The organism is Streptomyces sediminimaris, from assembly GCF_047049295.1.
Lineage (GTDB): Bacteria > Actinomycetota > Actinomycetes > Streptomycetales > Streptomycetaceae > Streptomyces > Streptomyces sediminimaris.
This window is the reverse complement of the sequence record NZ_JBJWOT010000001.1, coordinates 6,298,862-6,321,378: the sequence shown is the minus strand read 5'-3', so window position 1 is coordinate 6,321,378 and position 22,517 is coordinate 6,298,862. Positions and strand designations below refer to the sequence as shown.

The following is a 22,517-nucleotide window of genomic DNA, read 5'->3' as shown; positions in this document are numbered from 1 at the left end:
GGCAGCCTCAGCCGGCCGCCTGTCCGGGGAAGCGGTCGAGCAGGTACGCGTGGATGTCGTTGACCGAGTTCAGCGTCTGGAGCTCTTCGAACCGGGGGTCGACACGGATGCCGTACCGGTCCTCCAGGGAGGCCTGGAGGGTGACCATGGTGAAGGAGTCCATGACGAACTCCGCGTCGTCGCCGACGTCGGCGGACAGCGCCAACGAGCGGCTTTGGGAGAGGATCTCCCTGATCTCTTCCTTGCTGATCACTAGCGTTTCCCTCCGGGTGGGTCACAGGCCGGCTCGGATCGCGTTCCGGTCGCGGACGAGCTTTCCGGTCTTGTTGCGGGGCAGCGCGCGGGCGACGAAGAACCGCTTGGGGATCTTGACGGCGCTCAGCCGCTGCTGGCACCAGGCGATCAGTGCGCCCGCCTCCGGTGCCGCCTCACCCCCGACGTACGCCTCGATCACCTCATGGTGGAGGACCACCGCCTCCGCGACCGCGGGGTGCGCCTGCAGCACCGCCTCGACCTCGGCGAGGTCCACCTTGAGGCCGCCGATGGTGACGAGCGAGTCCAGCCGGCCGAGGATGCTCAGCTCGCCGGTGGCGTCGTCCGCGGCGAAGCGGTCGAAGGTGCGCAGCCACCCGTCGACGTAGCGGTCCGGCTGGTCGTCGAGCGGATACGGCGACCGGTCCAGGCGTACGTACAACTCCTGGCCGACGATCTTCGTCTCGACCCCGGGCACCGTGCTGCCCAGCACCGGCGGCCGCGGCCCGTGCAGCCCGGCCGCGAGCAGGCCGGTCTCGGTCACGCCGTACACCTGGCTCACCCGGACTCCGTACCTGCGGTGGAACTCCTCGTACACCTCTACGGGCAGCCGTTCGCCGCCGGTGACGGCCAGCCGCAGCGCGGGCAGCGGAGGCACCTCCCCGGTCTTCGTCAGCAGTTCGAAGTGGGCCGGTACCCCGTAGATCGCCATCGCCCCGGTCTCCCGGGCCGCCCGCAGCACCTCGGCCGGCGTCGGCAGGGGCGGCAGCACCACGGTCGCGCCCTGCCGCAGGGCGTGCAGCACACCGGTGACCAGGCCCATGGTGTGCACGAGGGAGTTGAGCAGCACCAGGCGGTCACCGGCGCCGGGCAGTTCCGGCAGGGCGGCGTGACGGTCGAGTTCGGCGAGGAGCGACGAGGGGGTGCGGCCGATCACCTTGGGCCGGCCGGTCGAGCCGGAGCTGAACTGGACCAGGCAGGCGTCGGACGCGGCGGGTCGCCCGGAAGGTCGGGTGCCGACGCGGAAGGCGACCTCCTCCTCGAAGCCGGTCGCCGGTCCCGAGTGCCCGTCGGAGTCGATCACGTACTGGGGCCGGAGCAGTTCGGCCAGTGGCTCGTACTCGGCGGGTGTCGCCCGAAAGTCGACCAGGAGGACCTGCGCGCCCCGGCTCCACAGGGCGAGCAGCACCCGCACGTAGGTGAGGCTCGGCCTCATACGGAGCAGAACGGTACTGTTCTCTCCTATTCCCTGTTCGCGGAAGGCGCGACCGAGTTCCGCCACGGCGGACCGCAGTTCGGTTCTGGATTCCGTGGTGCGTGAAATTACCCAGGGCTGCCGGCCCGCACCGGCGTCCATCAATGACTCACCCCACCAGGACGCGATTGCCATGCCTCTCCCTCACCGGCTGGAATAATCGGGAAGTTAGCAGGGTGATCATGGGCGCACCAGACGGAAATTCGCTGTCCCGCCGGCGGGACACCCGACGCTGTCCGCGGGCCTGCTCACGACATTGACTCCCCGAACCACCGTGTTAGGTTCGGGCGGTGCCCGGACAACGGGAAACCGGCTCGCAGAACAACCGTTTGCATTCTTCCCGCCGATGTATCGAAATCAGGCGGCGCTACGCAACCGGAGGCTGAAGATTGTCTGGTCGTGAGCCCGAGGGTGCGATTCTGCCCCTGTCGGCCGCACAGCGTGAGATCTGGTTCGCCGAACAGCGCCTGGAATCGGCGAACAGCGTCTACCGGGTCGGGGAGTACGCGCGGATCGACGGCCCGATCGACCCCGCGCTGTTCGAACGGGCGCTGCGGCAGACGGTCGCTGAGGCCGACGCGCTGCACGTCAGGTTCACCGAGTCCGGCGACGACGCCCGGCAGTCCGTACGGCAGGTGACCGACTGGCCGCTGCCGTACGTGGACGTCGGCGGCCGTCCGGACCCGTCGGCGGCGGCAGCGGCGTGGATGGAGCAGGACATCCGCAGGCCGATGGACCTCACCCGCGGGCCGTTGTTCCGGCACGCGCTGATCGACCTCGGGAACCACTGCCACATCTGGTACCACAGTTACCACCACATCGTCATGGACGCGTTCGGCGCCCAGCTCATCGCCCGGCGGGTGGCTGCGGTCTACACCGCGCTCGCCGAGGGACGGCCGTGCGAGGCGTCGCCGTTCGGCTCCCTGCGCCGGCTGGTGCAGAGCGACACCGTCTACCGCTCCTCCGAACAGTTCGCCGGGGACCGGGCGTTCTGGACCGGCCTGTTCGCCGACCGGCCGCCGACGCCCCGGCTCGTGGTGCCGTCGCGGAGCACGCCGGCGGAGCTGCTGCGCAGTACCACCCGGCTCGGCCAGGACCGTCTGGAGCGCATGCGCGAGATCACCCGTCGCGCCCGGGTGCCCTGGTCACAGCTGGCGATCGCGGCAGCGACGGCGTACGTGCACCGGATGACGGGCGCCGATGACGTGGTGGTCGGCCTGCCCGTCGCGGCGCGCACGGACGTCGTGGTGCGCCAGACCCCGGGCATGACCTCCAACGTGCTGCCGCTGCGGGTGCCGGTGCGGCCGGGCCTGAGCGTCGCCGGGCTGCTGCGCGAGGTGAGCGACCGGGTCCGTGACGTGGTGGCCCACCAGCGGTACCGGGGTGAGGACCTGCACCGGGACATCGCGCTGCCGGACACGGCCGCCGCCCGGTACGCGCCGCTGGTCAACGTCATGTCGTTCGACTACGACCTGCGGTTCGGCGAGCAGCCCGCGACCGTACACAACCTCTCCTCCGGCCTGGTCGGCGACCTGGCGATCGCCGTGTGGGACCGGCGGGACGGCTCCGGCCTCCAGATCGACCTCACCGCCCACCCCGAGGTCTGCGACCGGCAGACCCTGACGGAACATCAGGACCGGTTCCTGAGCCTGCTGAACGCCGTCACCGAAGTCGACCCGGACTCCCCGATCGGCCGGATCGACCTGCTGACCGCGGCGGAACGCCGCCGGCTCTTGCCGCCCCCGGCCGCCCCGGCCCCCGTGCGCCGAGCCACCCTGCCGGAGCTGTTCCAGGCGCGGGCGCAGGCCGCCCCGGCCGCGCCCGCCGTCTCCCTCGACGGCACCCGGTTGACCTACGCGGAGCTGAACACCCGGGCCAACCGGCTCGCTCGCCTGCTGATAGCCCGCGGCGCCGGGCCGGAGAAGATCGTCGCGGTGGCCCTGCCCCGGTGCGTCGAACTGATCGTCGCCCTGCTCGCCGTCACCAAGACGGGGGCGGCCTATCTGCCGCTGGACCCGGCCTATCCGCCCTCCCGGCTGGCCTTCATGCTGGCGGACGCCGCCCCGGTGCTGGTGGTCACCGATCGGGGCACCGCGCCGTCGCTGCCGTCCGGCGCGCCCGCGCTCGTCCTGGACGAGAGCGCCACCACCGGCCTGCTCGACGCGCAGCCGGCGACCGACCCCGTCGACGGCGACCGGGCCCGTGCGCTCTCACCGGAGCATCCCGCATACGTCATCTACACTTCCGGCTCCACCGGCCGGCCCAAGGGCGTCCTCGTCACCCACCGCAACGTGGTCCGCCTGTTCGACGCCACCCAGGAGCGGTTCGGCTTCGACGAGCGGGACGTGTGGACCCTGTTCCACTCCGCCGCGTTCGACTTCTCCACATGGGAGATCTGGGGTGCACTGCTGCACGGGGGCCGCCTGGTCGTCGTGCCGTACGACGTGAGCCGTACGCCATCGCAGTTGCTGCGGCTGCTGGCCGACGAGGGCGTGACCGTGCTCAACCAGACGCCGTCCGCCTTCTACCAGCTGATGCAGGCCGACCGCGAGGAGCCCGCGCACGGCGACCGCCTCGCGCTGCGCACGGTCGTCTTCGGCGGTGAGGCGCTGCGCCCGGACCGGCTGCGCCCCTGGTACGAGCGGCACCCGGACACCGCGCCTGCCCTGGTCAACATGTACGGCATCACCGAGACGACCGTGCACGTCACCCGGCTCGACCTGGACCGCAACCAGGTGGCCGCCGCCGAGACCAGCGTGATCGGCACCGGCCTGAGCGACCTGCGCACCTATGTCCTGGACCCGGGCCTGCGACCCGTGCCGCCCGGCGTCCCCGGCGAACTCCACGTCGCCGGCGCCGGACTGGCCCGCGGTTATCTGGGACGTCCGGAGCTGACCGCGCAGCGGTTCGTCGCCGACCCCTACGGACCGCCGGGCACGCGGATGTACCGCACCGGGGACGTGGCCCGCTGGACCGCTGACGGGCTGCTCGAGTATCTGGGCCGGTCCGACGACCAGGTGAAGATCCGCGGGTTCCGCATCGAACCCGGTGAGATCGAGGCCGCCCTTGCCGAGCACACGGGCGTCGCCCAGGTCGCCGTCCTGATCCGGCAGGACCGGCTCGACGACGACCGGCTGGTCGCCTACGTGGTGCCGGCCGCCGAAGCCGGGGTGCGTCCGCAGGAGCTGCGCGCGTTCGCCCGTGACCGGTTGCCGGAGCACATGGTGCCGGCCGCGGTGGTCCTCCTCGACCGGCTCCCCCTGACCCCCAACGGCAAGCTGGACCGGGCCGCGCTGCCCGCCCCGGACCAGACGTCGGCACACGGCCCGCACCGGCCTGCCCGGACGCCGCGTGAGCAGGTCGTGTGCGATCTGTTCGCCGAGGTCCTCGGCGTCGACCGGGTCGGCGCCGACGACAACTTCTTCGACCTCGGCGGTCACTCGGTAGTGGCGACCCGGCTGACCGCGCGGCTGCGCGCGGCGTACGGCGTCGAACTGAGCCTGCGCGCCCTGTTCGAGGCGGCGACCCCGGCCGCGCTGGCCCGGCTGCTGGACGACGCGGCGCCGGCCCGCCCGGCGCTGACCCGGCAGGAGCGTCCGCAGGTGCTGCCGCTGTCGTTCGCGCAGCAGCGGCTGTGGTTCCTGCACCGGCTGGACGGGCCGGACGCCACCTACAACACCCCGTTCGTGCTGCGGCTGTCCGGCCCGGTGGACCGGGCCGCCCTGCGCGCCGCCCTCGGTGACGTCGTGGCCCGGCACGAGAGCCTGCGCACCGTGATCCGCGAGCAGGACGGCGTCCCGTACCAGGTCGTGCTGCCGGATGTGGAGACGCCGTTCACCGCGCGGGACGGCGATCCGGCGGAGCTGTCGGACCACATGGCCGAGGCGGCTCGGCGCCGGTTCGACCTCGCCGCCGAGCCGCCGCTGCGGGCCGAGCTGATCAGCCTCTCGGCCGACGAGCACGTCCTGCTGCTCGTCCTGCACCACATCGCCGCGGACGGCTGGTCGATCGGGCCGCTCTCCCGCGACCTGGCGACCGCCTACGGCGCCCGCAGCCGGGGTGAGCGGCCCGAACTGCCCGACCTGCCGGTGCAGTACGCCGACTACACCCTGTGGCAGCGCGACCTGCTCGGCGACCCGGAGGACGCCGACAGCCTGTTCGCCACTCAGGTCGCCTACTGGCGCGGGCAGTTGGCGGGACTGCCGGAGTGCCTGGACCTGCCCACCGACCGCCCCCGGCCCGCCGTCGCCTCGCACCGCGGCGACCATCTCACCGCCGGGATCGACGCGGACCTGCACCGCCGGCTGCTGGAGACGGCACGGGCCGCGAACGCCAGCCTGTTCATGGTGCTCATGGCGGGCCTCGCGGCCCTGCTGACCCGGCTCGGCGCCGGCACCGACATCCCCGTCGGCACGCCGATCGCCGGGCGCACCGACCAGGCGCTCGACGACCTGGTGGGCCTCTTCGTCAACACCCAGGTGATCCGCACCGACACCTCCGGCGCGCCGTCGTTCACCGAACTGGTGGCCAAGGTGCGGGAGACGGCGCTGGCCGCCCACGGCCACCAGGACGTGCCGTTCGAGCATCTGGTCGACGTTCTCAGCCCGTCGCGCTCCCTGGCACACCATCCGCTCTTCCAGGTCGTGCTGGCCCTCCAGAACGCCACGGACGCCTCCTTCGACCTGCCCGGCCTCCAGGTGCGCTCGGAGCTGGGCCGCACCGGCACCGCCAAGTTCGACCTGTTCCTCAGCCTCACCGAGGAGTACGACGGCGACGGGCGGCCCGCCGGAATCCACGGGCTCGTCGAGTACGCCGACGACCTGTTCGACCCGGAGTCGGTGCTGACGCTGTGGGACCGCTGGGTGCGGCTGCTCGACGCCGCGGTCACCGACCCCGGCGCCCCCATCACCGGTATCGACCTGCTCATCCCGGCGCAGCGGGAGCGCATCCTCCGCCACGGCACCGGCCCCGACCAGCCACTCCCGGCCCTCCCCCTGTCCGCGCTGTTCGAGGCACGGGCCGCGGCCGATCCGGACGCGGTGGCCCTGGTCGCAGGGGACACCCGGCAGACCCGCTCCGATGTGAACGGCCGGGCCAACCGGCTCGCCCACGTGCTGCGGGCCCACGGTGTCCGGCGGGGCGACGCGGTCCTCCTGCGCCTGGAGCGGTCCGTCGACGCGGTCCTGGCGATCCTTGCGGTTCTGAAGGCGGGCGGCACCTATGTGCCCCTCGACCCCAGGCAGCCCGCGGCGCGGACCGAGCTGATGATGCGCGACACCCGGCCCGCCCTGCTGCTCACCACGCGCGGCACGCCCCGGCTCGACGGCGTCCCCCGCATCGACATCGACGACCCGGCCACCGCCGCCGAGCTGGCGGCCGCACCGGCGGCGGACCTCCGCCTCCCGGCGTCGCCCGCCGATGCCGCCTACGTCATGTACACCTCGGGTTCGACGGGCCGGCCCAAGGGGATCGCCGTCACCCACGCGAACATCGCCGCGCTCGCCTCGGATCCCTGCTGGTCGGACGCCGCGCACGACCGGGTGCTGCTCCACTCGCCGCTCGCGTTCGACGCGTCCACCTACGAACTGTGGGTGCCGCTGCTGCGCGGCGGCCAGGTGGTGGTGGCGCCGCCCGGCGACCTGGACGTGCCCACCCTGGCCGGGCTGATCACGGAGTCGGGGATCACCGGTCTGTGGCTGACCGCCGCGCTCTTCGACGTGATGGCCGAGCACGACCCCGGCTGCTTCGCCGCCGTACGGCAGGTGTGGGCGGGCGGCGAGGCGCTCTCCCCGGCCGCGGTCGGCCGGGTGCTGGCCGCCTGCCCCGGGACGGTGGTGGTCAACGGCTACGGCCCCACGGAGACCACCACCTTCGCCACCAGTCACGCCATGCGCGAGCTCGCGCCCGACGCCCCGGCCGTGCCGATCGGCCGGCCGTTGGCCGGAACCCGTACCTACGTGCTGGACGCAGGACTGCGCCTGGTGCCCGAGGGAGTCGTCGGCGAGCTGTACATCGCCGGTTCGGGGCCGGCACGTGGCTATGTCGGGCAGCCCGCGCTGACCGCCCAGCGGTTCGTCGCGGACCCGTTCGGCCCGCCCGGCGCCCGTATGTACCGCACCGGTGACCTGGTGCGCTGGAGCGGCGCGGGGGTGCTGGAGTTCGCGGGGCGCTCGGACGACCAGGTCAAGATCCGCGGGTTCCGGATCGAGCCCGGCGAGATCGAGGCGGTGCTCAGCGGGCATCCGGACGTGGCCAGCGCCACCGTGCTCGCCCGCCCGGACCACACGGGCGGTGCGCGGCTGGTCGCCTACCTGGTGACGGCAGCCGACCCCGCCGCGCTGCGGGCGTACGCCGCCGAGCGGCTGCCCGACTACATGGTCCCCGCCGCCTTGGTCCCGCTGCCCGCGCTGCCCCTGACCTCCAACGGCAAGGTCGACCGGGCCGCCCTTTCGGAACCCGCCCTGCCCGTGACGGACCATCGGGAGCCCCGCACACCCCGGGAGAAGCTGCTGTGCGAGCTGTTCTCCCAGGTGCTCGGCCAGGACCCGGTCGGTGCCGAAGACGACTTCTTCGCGCTCGGCGGCGACAGCATCCTCTCGATCCGGCTGGTCTCCCAGGCCCGCGCCGCCGGCCTGGACGCCGGCGTGCGGGACGTCTTCGAGCACCGTACGGCCGCGCGTCTGGCGGAGGCCGTCGGCGACCTGACGGCGCCGGCCCCGGCCGAGGACTCCGGATCCGGCGAGGGACTCGTCCCGCCCAGTCCGATCATGTGCTGGCTCCAGGACCGCGGCGGCCCGATCGACCGGTTCTCCCAGTCCCTGCTGCTCCGGGCACCCCACCGGCTGGACCGGGACCGGCTCACCGCCGCCGTGGCCTTTCTGACAGACCGTCACGCCGCCCTGCGCGCCCGTCTGACCCGGGAACGGGACGGGGGCCGCTGGGCCCTGGAGATCGGGCCCCCGGGCGGCGTCGACCCGGCAGATCTCGTCCAGGTGGCCCAGCTGCCGTCCACCGGACCGGGCCACGCGGGCGACGAGCCGGAGCGGTCCGCGGACGTCGTGCGGGCGGCCGTGGAGCGGGAGGCCGAGGCCGCGATGGACAGGCTCTCCCCCCGGGACGGGCGGATGGCCCAGTTCGTCTGGCTGGATGCGGGGCCCGGCCGGGAGGGCCGGCTGCTGATGGTGATCCACCACCTCGCGGTCGACGGGGTCTCCTGGCGCGTCCTGGTGCCCGATCTGCTGGCCGCGCTGGACGGGGCCCCGCCGCCCCCCGCCGGCACCTCCGTGCGCACCTGGTCGCGCGCCCTGCACGAGCGGGCCCGGCAGCCGGAGACGGTCGGCGAACTGACCTGGTGGACGCGGATGGTGCGGGAGCCGGAACCGCTGCTGACCACACGTGCCCTGGACCGGGCACGTGACCTCACCGGCACCGCAGCCCAGTTCACCGCCACCCTCTCGCCCGACGTCACCGAACCCCTGCTCACCAGCGTGCCGACCGCGTTCCACGCCGGGGTCCAGGACGTCCTGCTGGCCGCGCTGTCCCTGGCGCTCGGCCATTTCCGCCGGGAGCAGCGACGCGGCGAGGGCAGCGCCGTCCTGATCGACGTGGAGGGGCACGGCCGCGACGACGACGGCAGCGGGATCGATCTCTCCCGCACCGTGGGCTGGTTCACCAGCCTGTACCCGGTCCGGCTGGATCCCGGCGCGCACGCGTGGGAGGACGTGACCGCCGGTGTGCCCGGCACGGCGGCCGCGGTCAAACGGGTCAAGGAGCAGATGCGCGCCGTCCCCGCGCACGGCCGAGGTTTCGGCCTGCTGCGCTACCTCAATCCCGGCACGGCGGCCGAGCTGGCCACGGCGGCCGTCCCGCAGGTCGGCTTCAACTACGTGGGCCGGTTCCCGGCACCCGGCACCGCGATCGTCCCGGAGCACCCCGACTGGCGGGTGGCGGACGAGATCGGGCTGGTCGGCGGCAGCGACGCCGCCCTTCCCCTGGCGCACGGCCTGGAGGTCGACGCGGCGGTGCGCGACCACCCGGACGGGCCGCGTCTGACGGCCACATGGCGGTGGGCGTCCGGGATGTGGCCCGAGCCGGACGCACGGACCGTCGCGGAGTACTGGTTCCAGGCCCTGCGGGGACTGGCCCGCCACGGCTGCGCACCGGGGGGCGGCGGTTTCACCCCGTCCGACTTCCCGCTCGTCGGACTCGCTCAGCACGATGTCGAACAGCTCGAGGACATGTGGAGGACTCGGTAATGACCCGCGGCAATCTGGTCGACATCCTCCCGCTGACACCGATGCAGGAGGGCATGCTCTTCCACGCGTTGTACGACGTGGACGGCCCCGATGTGTACATGGTGCAGCAGGTCTTCGACCTCACGGGTCCGCTGGACCCGGGGCGGCTGCGCGCCGCGGCGCAGGCGCTGGTGGCCCGGCATCCCAATCTGCGCGCGGCCTTCCCGCAGGTGACGGACGGTCAGCCGGTGCAGGTGATCCAGGCCGAGGTGACCGTGCCGTGGACCGAGGTGGACCTGAGCGGGCTGCCGGAGGCGGAGGCGGGCGAGGAGCTGGACCGGCTGGGCCGGGAGGACCACCGGCGCCGCTTCGACCTGGCGCAGCCCCCGCTGCTGCGGTTCACGCTTGTCCGGCTCGCGGCGGAGCGGCACTGCCTGCTGCTGACCAGCCACCACATCCTGCTGGACGGCTGGTCGACGCCGATCGTGATGCGGGAGCTGTTCACCCTGTACGCCCGTGACGGGGACGCCGGCGCCCTGCCGAGGGTGACGCCGTTCCGGGACTATCTGGCCTGGCTGGGCCGGCAGGACCGGGCGGCGGCCGAGGAGGCGTGGCGGCGGGAGCTGGCCGGGGTGGACCAGGCGACCCGGCTGGCCCCAGCCGATCCGGCGCGCGTTCCCCGGCTGCCCGAGCGGGTGGTGACCGAGGCGCCGGAGGAGCTGACCGCGGCGCTGCGGGGCCGGGCGCAGGGGCTCGGGGTGACGGTGAACACCCTGCTCCAGGCCGCGTGGGGGCTGGTGCTGAGCCGCACGACCGGGCATCGGGACGTGGTGTTCGGCGCCATCGTCTCCGGCCGTACCCCGCAGTTGCCCGGCGTCGAGTCGATGGTGGGCCTGTTCATCAACATCGTCCCGGTGCGGGTGCGGATCGCGCCGGAGCGGTCACTGTCGGAGCTGATCGGCGAGGTGCAGCGTGGCCAGTCCGCGCTGACCGCGCACCACCATCTGGGGCTGTCGGACATCCAGCGGGCGGCGGGTGTGCCGGAGCTGTTCGACACGATGATGGTGTTCGAGAACTACCCGTGGGACGAGCCCGCCCAGGACGTCGCCGCAGGTCTGGGCACCGAGCTGCAGGTGGCTTCGGCCCTGGAGCGGGGCCGGGACGCCACCCACTATCCGCTGACTCTCGTCGCCGCCCCGGGCCGACGGCTGTACCTGCGACTGGACTACCGCGACGACCTCTTCGACCGGGCGACCGCGCAGGCTCTGCTGGATCGGCTGCTCCTGGTCCTCACCGCCGTGGCCGAGGACCCCGGCACGCTCACCGGGCGGGTCGACGTGGCCGGCGCCGAGGAGCGCCGTCTGCTGCTGCAGACCTGGAACGACACCCGGCGCGAAGGGGAACTGCCGCTGCTGCCGGACTGGTTCCAGGCGCAGGTCGCCGCCACTCCGGACGCGCCCGCCGTCCTCTTCGGCGACGAGACCCTGTCGTACGCGGAGCTGAACCGGCGCGCCAACCGGCTCGCGCACGCCCTGATCCGGCGCGGGGTCGGACCGGAGAGCATCGTCGCGCTCGCCCTGCCCCGCTCGTCCGCGCACATCGTCGCCCTGCTGGCCGTCGTCAAGGCCGGCGCGGCGCATCTGCCGCTCGACCCTCACCATCCGGCCGCGCGGATCCGGTACATGCTCGCGGACGCCCGCCCGGCCGTCCTGCTCACCGGCGTCGGGACCCGGGCCGCGATACCGGGCGACGACCCGACTCCCCTGCTGGTCCTGGACGATCCTCGCACCGCCGCCCGGATCGGAGGCTGCCCGGACACCGACCCCTCCCCCGCCGAGCGGCCGCGGACGCTGACGCTCGCGAGCCCGGCGTACGTCATCTACACCTCCGGGTCGACGGGCCGGCCGAAGGCGGTGCAGATGACCGGGCTGGGCGTGGCGAACATGCTGCGCTGGCACCACGACCAGCTCGGCGGCGGCCCCGGCACCCGCACCGCGCAGTTCACCGCGATCAGTTTCGACGTGTCCGTGCAGGAGGTGCTCTCGGCGCTGCTGTTCGGCAAGACGCTGGTGGTGCCCGACGAGGACACCCGCCGCGATCCGCGGCGCTTCGCCGCCTGGCTCACCGAGCACCGGGTGGACGAGATCTTCGCCCCCAGCACCGTCCTGGAGTCCCTCGCCGAGGCGGCCACCGAGGCGGGCCTGCGCGTCCCGTCACTGGGGCAGATCGCCCAGGCCGGTGAGGCGCTCACGCTCAGCCGGCAGCTGCGTGCCTTCCACGAGCACACTCCACGCCGCCTGCACAACCACTACGGGCCCACCGAGGCCCAGGTCCTCACCGCCCACACCCTGCCCGCCGACCCGGCCGGATGGCCCGCCGTCGCGCCCCTGGGCCGGCCCATCGACAACGTACGCGTCTACCTCCTGGACGACGCCCTGCGCCCGGTGCCGCCCGGCGCGACCGGCGAGCTGTACACCAACACAGTCGGCCTGGCCCGCGGTTACCTCCACCGGCCGGCGCTGACGGCCGAGCGGTTCGTCGCCGACCCCCACGGCCGGCCCGGCGACCGGATGTACCGCACCGGCGACCTCGCCCGCTGGACGCCGGACGGACAACTGGAGTTCCTGGGCCGCGCCGACGACCAGCTCAAGGTCCGCGGCTTCCGCATCGAGCCCGGCGAGATCGAGGCGGCGCTGACCGAGCATGCCGACGTGGCTCAGGCCACCGTTCTCGTACGCCAGGACCAGCCCGGCGACCAGCGGCTGGTCGCCTACGTGGTGCCCGTCGCCGACCGTGCCCCGGACCCGCACGTCCTGCGCGGCTTCCTGCGGGACCGGCTGCCCGACTACATGGTCCCCGCGGCCGTCGTGCCCCTACCCGCCCTTCCCCTCACCCCCAACGGCAAGCTCGACCGCGCCGCCCTGCCCACGCCCGACCTCACCCGGGGCGCCGGCGGCCGGGACCCGCACACCCCGCAGGAGCAGATCCTGTGCGATCTGTTCGCGCAGGTCCTGGGCCTGCCCCAGGTCGGTGCCGACGACGACTTCTTCGACCTGGGCGGCCACTCCCTGCTCGCCACCCGGCTCGCCGCCCGGATCCGCGCCACCTTCGGCGCCGAGACCGGGGTGCGCGCCGTCTTCGAGGCCCGCACCCCGGCCGCGCTGGCGCAGCGGCTGGACGACGGCGGCCCGGCCCGCCCGGCGCTGATCCGGCGGGCCCGCCCGGAGGTGCTGCCGCTGTCGTTCGCCCAGCGGAGGCTGTGGTTCCTGCACCAGTTGGAGGGGCCGAGCGCGACGTACAACATCCCGCTCGCGCTGCGCTTCACCGGCGCTCTCGACCACGCGGCTCTCCGGGCCGCCCTCGGCGACGTCGTCGTCCGCCACGAGAGCCTGCGCACCGTCTTCCCGCAGACCGGCGGCGCCCCCACCCAGCGCGTCCTGGACCCCGAGCGGGCCGTCCCGCCACTGCCCGTCACCCAGGCCACCGCGCAGACCCTGCCGGACCTCCTCACCGCGGCAGCCCGGCACGCGTTCCTGCTGGACTCCGAATGCCCGGTGCGCGCCGAGCTGTTCGCGCTCGCGCCCGACGAGCACGTCCTGCTGCTGGTCCTGCACCACGTCGCCGGCGACGGCTGGTCGCTGAGCCCGCTGGCGGCCGACCTCACCCGCGCCTACGCCGCGCGTGCCCAGGGAACCGAACCGGCCTGGCCGCCCCTGCCCGTCCAGTACGCCGACTACACGCTGTGGCAGAACGAGCTGCTCGGCGAGCACGACAACGACGACAGCCTGCTCGCCCGGCAGGTTGCCTACTGGCGGGCCACGCTGGAGGGCCTGCCCGAGCAGGTGACGCTGCCGGGCGACCGGCCGCGCCCGGCGGCAGCCTCGTACGCCGGCGACTATGTCGAGGTGGGGCTGGACGCGGACCTGCACCGCGCCCTCGCGGGGTTGGCCCGGCGCAACGGCACCACGGTGTTCATGGTGCTCCAGGCCGGTCTGGCCGCGCTGATGACGCGGATGGGCTGCGGCACGGACATCCCGATCGGCAGTCCGATCGCCGGGCGCACCGACCAGGCCATGGAAGAACTGATCGGGTTCTTCGTCAACACCCTGGTGCTGCGCACCGACACCTCCGGCAACCCGACGTTCACCCAGTTGCTGCGGCGGGTGCGGGACACGGCGCTGAACGCGTACGCCCATCAGGACGTGCCGTTCGAGTATCTGGTGGAGGTGCTCAATCCGGCCCGTTCGCTGGCCCATCACCCGCTGTTCCAGGTGATGCTGGCGTTGCAGAACGCGCCGGAGGGCCGGTTCGAGCTGCCCGGTCTGGAGGTCGCCGTCTCCCAGGCGCGCACCGGCACCGCCAAGTTCGACCTGTTCTTCAGCCTGGTGGAGCGCAAGACGGACGACGGGGCGCCGGACGGCATCGAGGGCGCGGTGGAGTACTCCGGCGACCTGTACGAACCGGCCACGGTCCGCGCCCTGTTCGCCCGCTGGCAGCGGCTGCTCGCCGCCGTCGCGGACGCCCCGGACCGGCCGATCGCGGACGTCGACGTGCTGACGGCCGCCGAGCGCGAGCAGGTCCTGCGCACATGGAACGACACCTCGGCGCCGGTCGCGCCGCAGCCGCTGCCGACGCTGCTGGCGGAGCGGACGGCGGCGACGCCCGACGCCGTCGCCGTGGTGGCCGACGGCGCCACGCTGACGTACCGCGAGCTGGATGAGCGGGCGAACCGGCTGGCCGCGGAGATCCTGGCGCGTGGCGGCGGGCCGGGCACGGTGGTCGCCCTGGCGCTGCCGCGCACGGAGGTGCTGCCCGTCGCACTGCTGGCGGTGCTGCGCACCGGCGCGGCCTATCTGCCGCTCGACACCGAGTACCCTGCCTCCCGGCTGGACTTCATGCTGCGTGACGCCCGGCCCACGGTGCTGCTGACCACCCAGGCCGCCGGCAAGCTGGTGCCCGACGCCGAGGAACTGGCCCGGATCACGCTGGACGACCCGGGGACGGCAAAGGCCCTGCAGGCCCACCCGGACACCCCGCCACAGGTCCTGATCGCGCCGCGGCAGCCGGCGTACGTCCTCTACACCTCGGGGTCGACCGGCACCCCCAAGGGTGTGGTCGTACCGCACGAGGCGCTGGCGAACTTCCTGCACGCGATGGGGCGGCTGGTGCCGCTCACCCCGCAGGACCGGCTGCTGGCCGTCACCACCGTCTCGTTCGACATCGCCGCCCTGGAGATCTGGCTGCCGCTGCTGCGGGGCGCCCGGGTCGTCCTCGCACCCCGGAACGTGGTGCGGCAGCCGTCGGCGCTGCTGGAGTGGGTGTCCGCACAGGGGGTCACCGTCATGCAGGCGACCCCGTCGCTGTGGCAAACGCTGGTGGCGCACGACCCGGCGCCGCTGCGCGGGTTGCGGGTGCTGACCGGCGGCGAGGCGCTGCCCGAGCGGCTGGCGGCGGGCCTGGCCGGACTGGGCGAGGTACTGAACCTGTACGGGCCGACCGAGACGACGATCTGGTCGACCGCGAGCCGGGAGACGGGGACGCGGCCCCCGCTGATCGGCACGCCGATCGACAACACCCGGGCGTATGTGCTCGACGCGCGCCTGCGGCCGGTGCCGCCCGGTGTCGTCGGGGACCTGTATCTCGCCGGGACAGGAGTGGCCCTGGGCTATCTGCGTCGGGCGGGCCTGACGGCCTCCCGTTTCGTCGCCTGCCGGCACGGGGGGCCCGGTGAGCGGATGTACCGCACCGGCGACCTGGCCCGCTGGACCGGCGACGGGCAGCTGGAGTTCGCCGGCCGCGCCGACGACCAGGTCAAACTGCGCGGCTTCCGGATCGAGCCCGGCGAGATCGAACGGGTCCTCGACGGGCAGCCCGGGGTGCGGCAGGCCGCCGTCACGGTGCGCGAGGACCGGCCCGGTGACCAGCGGCTGGTGGCGTACGTCGTGCCCGGCGCCACGCCGGACGCGCGGGAGGAGGGCGCGGAGCGGCACCATCTGGAGGACTGGCGGCTGCTGTACGACTCGGTGTACGCGGGAGCCGCCGAGGCACCGTTCGGCGAGGACTTCGCCAGCTGGAACAGCAGCTACACCGGCGAGCCCATCCCGCTCCCCGAGATGCGGGAGTGGCGGGCGCACACGGTGCGGCGGATCCTGGACCTGCGGCCTCGCCGCGTCCTGGAACTCGGGGTGGGCACGGGCCTGTTGCTGTCCCGGGTCGCGCCGCACTGCGCGGAGTACTGGGGCACCGACTTCTCCGAGCACGTCATCGGGGAACTGGGCCGGCATGTGGCGGCCGACGCGGCGCTGCGGGAGCGGGTCACGCTGCGGGTGCAGGCGGCGCACGACCCGAGCGGGCTGCCCGCCGGGCACTTCGACACGATCGTGCTGAACTCCGTCGTCCAGTACTTCCCCGGCGCCGACTACCTGACCGAGGTCCTCGCCGCCGCGACCCGCCTGCTGGCACCCGGCGGCACGCTGTTCGTCGGCGACGTGCGCAACGTGCGGCTGCTGCGGGCGCTGAAGGCGGGTGTCCACGCGCACCGGCTGTCCGGGCCGCCGGACCTCGCCGTGCTGCGCCGGGAGGTCGAGCACGAGCTGATGACGGAGAAGGAACTCCTCGTCGACCCGGACTTCTTCACCGCGCTCGCCGAGCGCCTGCCGGACATCGGCGCGGTGGGCGTGTCACTGAAGGAGGGTTCCTACGACAACGAGCTGAGCCGCTACCGCTACGACGTGACGCTCCACCACCGGGGCGCGCGCACGACGGACGTGCGGGACGCTCCCGCGGTGCCCTGGGACGACCTCGGGGACCTGGCGGCCGTGCGCACCCATCTGGCCGAGCGACGCCCGGAGCGGCTGCGGCTGACCGGCGTCCCGAACGACCGGGTCGCGGCCGAACTGGCGCTCGCCGAGGTGATCCGCACCGGGGACGGCCCGGTGGTGCCCGCGCCCACCGTGGACCTGGCGGACCTGCACCGGCTGGGTGCGGAGCTGGGCTACCGCACGGCGGCGGCCTGGTCGCCGCATCCCCGCCTGGTCGACTTCGTGCTGGCCCGCGGGGACGCCCCGCTCACCGGCACCTGCCCGCCGGTGTCCGCCCCCGGTGCGCGCACCGCGCTGTCGGCCCTCACCAGCGACCCGATGGTGCCGCGCACCAGCGGCACGCTGATGGCACGGTTGCGCCGGCACGTGGAGCGGACCCTGCCAGCCCCCATGGTGCCCAGCGCCTTCGTGCCGATCAGCGCACTGCCGCTGACCGCCAACGGCAAGCTGAACCGGGCCGCGCTGCCCGCACCGACACTGACCGCGGGCGGTACCGGACGCGATCCGCGCACCCCCCAGGAGCAGATCGTGTGCGATCTGTTCGCGCAGGTCCTGGGGCTGCCCCGGGTGGGTGCCGACGACGGCTTCTTCGAGCTGGGCGGGCACTCGCTGCTGGCCACCCGGCTGATCGCCGCGATCCGCGCCACGTTCGGCGTCGAGCTGGCGCTGCGGGCGCTGTTCGAAAACGCCACCCCGGCGGCGGTGGCGGCGAGACTCGACACGGCCGCGCCGAGCCGGCTGCGGCTCGCCCGCCGGGACCGGCCCGAACGGCTTCCGTTGTCGTACGCCCAGCGCAGGCTGTGGTTCATCCACAAACTGGAGGGACCCAGCCCGACGTACAACATCCCGCTCGCTCTGCGCCTGACCGGGTCCTTGGACCAGGAGGCGCTGCGGGCGGCCCTCGCCGACGTGGTGACGCGCCACGAGAGCCTGCGCACGGTCTTCCCGGAGAGCGGCGGGGTGCCGTGGCAGCGGGTGCTGGATCCTGCGCAGGCGACCCCGGCGGTGGAGGTGGTGGCCACGGACCAGGAGGGCCTGTCCGCGAAGCTGGACGTCGCCGCCCGCCAGGGCTTCGACCTGGCCACCGAACCGCCGCTGCGGATAAGGCTGTTCGCGCTGTCCGCCGAGGAGCACGTGCTGTTGCTGGTGGTGCACCACATCGCCGGTGACGGCTGGTCGCTGAGCCCGCTGGCCCGCGACCTGGCCGGGGCGTACGAGGCACGGTGCCGGGGTGAGGCCCCGTCCTGGTCGGCACTGCCGGTGCAGTACGCCGACTACACGCTGTGGCAGAACGACCTGCTGGGCGACCAGGGCGACGCGGACAGCCTCTTCGCCACGCAACTCGACTACTGGGTGCGGCGGCTGCGCGCCCTGCCGGAGGAACTGCGGCTGCCCACCGACCGTCCGAGGCCAGCCGTGGCCTCCTACCGGGGCGACTACGTCAGGGTCGGCATTGACGCGGAGCTGCACCGGCGTATCGCGGAGCTGGCCCGGGAGTCGGGCGCCACGGTGTTCATGGTGCTCCAGGCCGGACTGGCGGCGCTGCTGTCCCGGCTGAGCGGGAGCTCGGACATCCCCGTCGGCAGCCCGATCGCCGGGCGCACCGACCAGGAACTCGACGACCTGGTGGGCTTCTTCGTCAACACGCTGGTGCTGCGCACCGACACCTCGGGGCGGCCCAGCTTCCGGGAGCTGATCGCCCGGGTGCGTGACACCGCGCTGGGGGCGTACGCCCATCAGGACGTGCCGTTCGAGTACCTGGTGGAAAGGCTCAACCCGCCGCGTTCGCTCGGCCGGCACCCGCTGTTCCAGACAATGCTGGCCCTCCAGAACGCGCCGGCCGGCTCCTTCCAACTGCCTGGGCTGCGCGTCGACATCGAGCCGGGGCGCACCGGCTCGGCCAAGTTCGACCTGTTCTTCAGCCTGTCGGAGCACCTCGACGACACAGGCGGCGCGCAGGGCATCACCGGTGTGGTCGAGTACGCGAGCGACCTGTACGACGCGGGCACGGTCACCGAGCTGTTCGACCGCTGGGTGCGGCTGCTGACGTCCCTGGTGGCGGCGCCGCACCGGGCGATCGGTTCGGCCGATCTGCTCACCGCACGGGAGAGCCTGCTGCTGGAGCGGCAGAACGAAACCGACCGGCCCGCGGTCGAGGCCGGGCTGCCGGAGCTGTTCGACGCCCAGGTGGCCGAGCGTCCCGACGCACCGGCCCTGGTGCACGGCGACCGCGAGATCGGCTACCGGGAGCTGCGCGACGCCGCCGAGGAGGTGGCGGCCGTGCTGGCACTCCGCGGTGTGCGGCGGGGGGGCGCGGTGGCGCTGCTCATGCCGCGCTCCCCCGGCATGGTCGCCGCGGTCCTCGGCATCCTCCAGGCGGGCGCCGCCTATGTGCCGCTCGACGCACGCCACCCGGCGGCCCGGACGCGGACGGTGCTGGCCGAGACGGGGGCCCACGTCCTGATCACCGACCGGGCACCGGCGCCGGAGTCGCTCCCGGCGGGCACCACGGTCGTCCTCCTCGGCACCGACCTCGGTGACGGTTTCCTCTCGGAGGACGGCGTACCCGTCCCCGCCCCGGCCGAGCGGCCGGGTCCGGACGACCTGGCGTACATCATGTACACCTCCGGCTCCACCGGCAGCCCCAAGGGCATCGGGGTCACCCACCGCAACGTGGCCGAGCTGGCGGCGGACCCGCGCTGGCACACCGACGCCCAGCGGCGGGTACTGCTGCACTCGTCACCGGCGTTCGACGCGTCCACTTACGAGCTGTGGGTGCCGCTGCTCACCGGTGGCACCCTGGTGATCGGCCCGGACGGAGATCTCGACCTGCACGCGCTCGCCGACACCATCGTGCGGCAGCGGGTCACCGGCCTGTGGCTGACCAGTTCGCTGTTCACCCTGGTCGCCGAGAGCGTGCCGGCGTGCCTGGCCGGGGTCCGGCAGGTGTGGACGGGCGGTGAGGCGGTGTCACCGCACGCCGTACGCACGGTGCTGGCGGCCTGCCCCGGCCTGGTCGTCGTCAACGGGTACGGGCCGACCGAGACGACCACCTTCGCCGCGAGCTGGCCGGTCGACGCGCTGCCCGCCGACGCCACGTCGGTGCCGATCGGACGCCCGATGGCCAACACCTGGCTGTACGTGCTGGATCCGGACCTGCGCCCGGTCCCGCCCGGGGTGGTCGGCGAGCTGTACATCGCCGGCACCGGTCTCGCCCACGGCTATCTGGGCCGGGCGGCCCTGACCGCGCAGCGGTTCGTCGCCGACCCGTTCGGCAAGCCGGGCGCACGCATGTACCGGACCGGCGACCTGGTGCGGTGGACGGCGGACGGCGCGCTGGACTACGTCGGGCGCGGCGACGACCAGGTCAAGCTGCGCGGCTTCCGGATCGAGCCGGGAGAGGTGGAGAGCGTGCTGCTGCGTCACCCGGCCGTGGGGCAGGCGGCGGTGTTGGTCCGCGAGGACCGGCCGGGCGATCCGCGCCTGGTGGCGTACGTGGTCACCGACCCGGAGGCCGCGGACGAGGACGAGACGGCCGAGCAGGAGCAGGTGCAGGCTTGGCAGGGGATCTACGAGTCGTTGTACGCCGCGCCGACGGCCGCGTTCGGCGAGGACTTCTCCGGCTGGAACAGCAGCTACGACTCCGCGCCCATCCCCTTGGAGGAGATGCGCGAGTGGCGCCGCGAGACGGTGGCGCGCGTCCGGCGACTGCGGCCGCGCCGGGTGCTGGAGATCGGCGCTGGTACGGGTCTGCTGCTGTCGCGGCTCGCCCGGGATGCGCAGGAGTACTGGGCCACTGACTTCTCCCCGGCGGTTGTCGAGACGCTGCGCGGTCACGTGGCCGGCGATCCGCAGCTGCGCGAGCGGGTGCGGCTGCGGGTCCTGGCCGCTCACGAGACCGGGGATCTGCCGGAGGGCCACTTCGACACCGTGGTGCTCAACTCGATCGTGCAGTACTTCCCGAGCGCCGAGTATCTGCTGCGGGTGATCAGGGCGGCCCTGCGGCTGCTGGCTCCGGGCGGTGCCTTGTTCCTCGGCGACGTACGCGATCTGCGTCTGCACCGCATGCTCACCTCCGCGGCGTTGGCCCGCAAGGTGCACGACCGGCACGACCGCGCGAGCCTGCGGCGGGCCGTCGAACGCGCCCTGGTGATGGAGAAGGAACTGCTGGTCGCGCCAGAGCTGTTCACCGTGCTGGGCGAGCACGTCGACGGTCTCGCGGGCGCCCGGGTCGAGGTGAAGCGGGGCACCTTCGCCAACGAGCTGACGCGGTACCGCTACGACGTCACGCTCTTCAAGGACGGCGGTGGGCCGCTCACCTCGGCGCGCGAGATGCCCGTCGTCGCGTGGGACGACGCAACCGGGCTGGCAGGGCTGGAGGCGGCGCTCTGCCGAGTGCGGTCGCCACTGCGGGTGACTGGGGTGCCGAACCAGCGCCTGGCCGAGGACGCGGCCGTCGAGGCAGCGATCCACGAACACGACCCGGAGGTTCCGGGGGGCGCTCCGCCGCTCGCGGCGGTGGACGAGCTGGCCGCTCGGCTCGGCCTCACCGCGCACGTGACCTGGTCGGCCGACCCCTGCCGCCTGGACGTGGTGTTCACTGAGCCGGATGCTGCGTTCGCGGTGGTCGACCTGTACCGCCCGCGGTCCCCGCTGGGCACCGGCACGTCGCTGACCCGCTGGGTGCGGGCGCCGCTGACCGCGCGGGCGGCGAGCGCGTTGTTGGGCAGCGTGCTCGAGCACGCCCGGCGGCAGTTGCCGGGGTACATGGTGCCCAGCGCAGTGGTGCCGGTCAGCCGGCTGCCGCTGACCCGCAACGGCAAGCTGGACCGGTCGGCGCTGCCCGCCCCCGATCTCGACTCCGGTCTGGACGGCCGTGCTCCGCGGCTGCCGCAGGAAGAGCTGATGTGCGAGCTGTTCGCCGAGGTGCTCGGCCTGCCCAGGGTCCAGGTCGACGACGACTTCTTCCAGTTGGGCGGCCACTCCCTGCTGGCGGCCCGGCTCAAGGCCCGGATCCGCGCGGCCTTCGGAGTGGACGTGGGACTGCGCGCGCTGTTCGAGACGCCGACCCCGTCCGGCATGGCCGGACGCCTCCGGACCGCCGATACGGGCGACGGCTACGAGGTGATGCTGCCGCTGCGCCCGCGGGGTGAGCGCGAGGCGCTGTTCTGTGTGCATCCCGGCGGCGGCATCAGCTGGTCGTACGCGGGTCTGCTGAAGCATCTCGACCCCGAACGGCCGGTGTACGGGCTCCAGGCACGCGGTCTGGGCGCGCCGGAACCCCGCCCGGACACGCTGGAGGCGATGGCGGCCGACTACGCCGACGAGATCGAGCGGGTCCAGCCCATGGGCCCCTATCACCTGCTCGGCTGGTCGTTCGGCGGGGTCGCGGCCTACGCGGTGGCCGTGGAGCTGCGGCGCCGCGGGAAGCGGGTGGGAGTGCTCGCAGTCCTGGACGCCTGCCCGGGCTGGAAGGGACTGACCCATGACGACGTCCCGGAACTGGACGAGGAGGATCTGCACGAACATCTCACCTACCTCGTGGGGCTGGTCGACGAGTCGTTCGCACTGGGCGAGGGGGAGCGGCTGACGTTCGAGCGCACCAGGGAGATCCTGCGACAGCGGGGCAGCGCGCTGGCGAGCCTCGGGGAGGAGCAACTGCGGGCGATCATGGAGATCTCCGCCAACAACACCCGGCTGCTCATCGACTACCGCCCTGAGCGCCTGGCCGCCGACCTGCTGCTGCTGACGGCGGACGACCAGCAGGAGCCGTCGCGGACGCACCGCGCGTGGACTCCGTACGTGGAGGGGCGCATCGAGCGGCACGCCCTGCCGGGCGAGCACGGCACTCTGCTGAACCGGGAGGCCTCGCTCGAGGCCATCGGCCGGCTGGTCGGGGAGAAACTCGCGGCGTACACCGACGGCCAGGGATAGCCGGTGCCGCCTCGCAGACCT

General features: G+C 73.6%; 4 protein-coding genes. 2 read left to right on the top strand and 2 right to left on the bottom strand.

The genetic code is table 11. The annotated features are described in order from the left end of the window. Positions 1-7: 7 nt before the first annotated feature. Together ACJ9NR_RS29230 and ACJ9NR_RS29225 are read right to left on the bottom strand one after the other, a co-directional pair. Positions 8-253: an acyl carrier protein gene (locus tag ACJ9NR_RS29230; RefSeq protein ID WP_412491979.1), complete on the bottom strand. Its 246-nt coding sequence runs from the start codon at positions 251-253 to the stop codon at positions 8-10. Between the two features lie 21 nt (positions 254-274). After that, entirely contained in the window at positions 275-1,609 is a 1,335-nt protein-coding gene (locus ACJ9NR_RS29225) for a class I adenylate-forming enzyme family protein (protein WP_412512772.1), read from the bottom strand. Positions 1,610-1,896: 287 nt separating this feature from the next. Here ACJ9NR_RS29225 and ACJ9NR_RS29220 point away from each other — a divergent pair, with 287 nt between their 5' ends. Then, the gene (locus ACJ9NR_RS29220; RefSeq protein WP_412491981.1) at positions 1,897-9,762 is read left to right on the top strand and encodes an amino acid adenylation domain-containing protein; all 7,866 of its coding nucleotides are present in this window, start codon (positions 1,897-1,899) and stop codon (positions 9,760-9,762) included. Beyond that, positions 9,762-22,496 (top strand): amino acid adenylation domain-containing protein, encoded by a 12,735-nt coding sequence (locus ACJ9NR_RS29215; RefSeq protein WP_412491982.1) that lies wholly within the window; start codon positions 9,762-9,764, stop codon positions 22,494-22,496. Before ACJ9NR_RS29220 ends, ACJ9NR_RS29215 begins: the two co-directional genes overlap by 1 nt. The last annotated feature ends 21 nt before the right edge of the window (positions 22,497-22,517 follow it).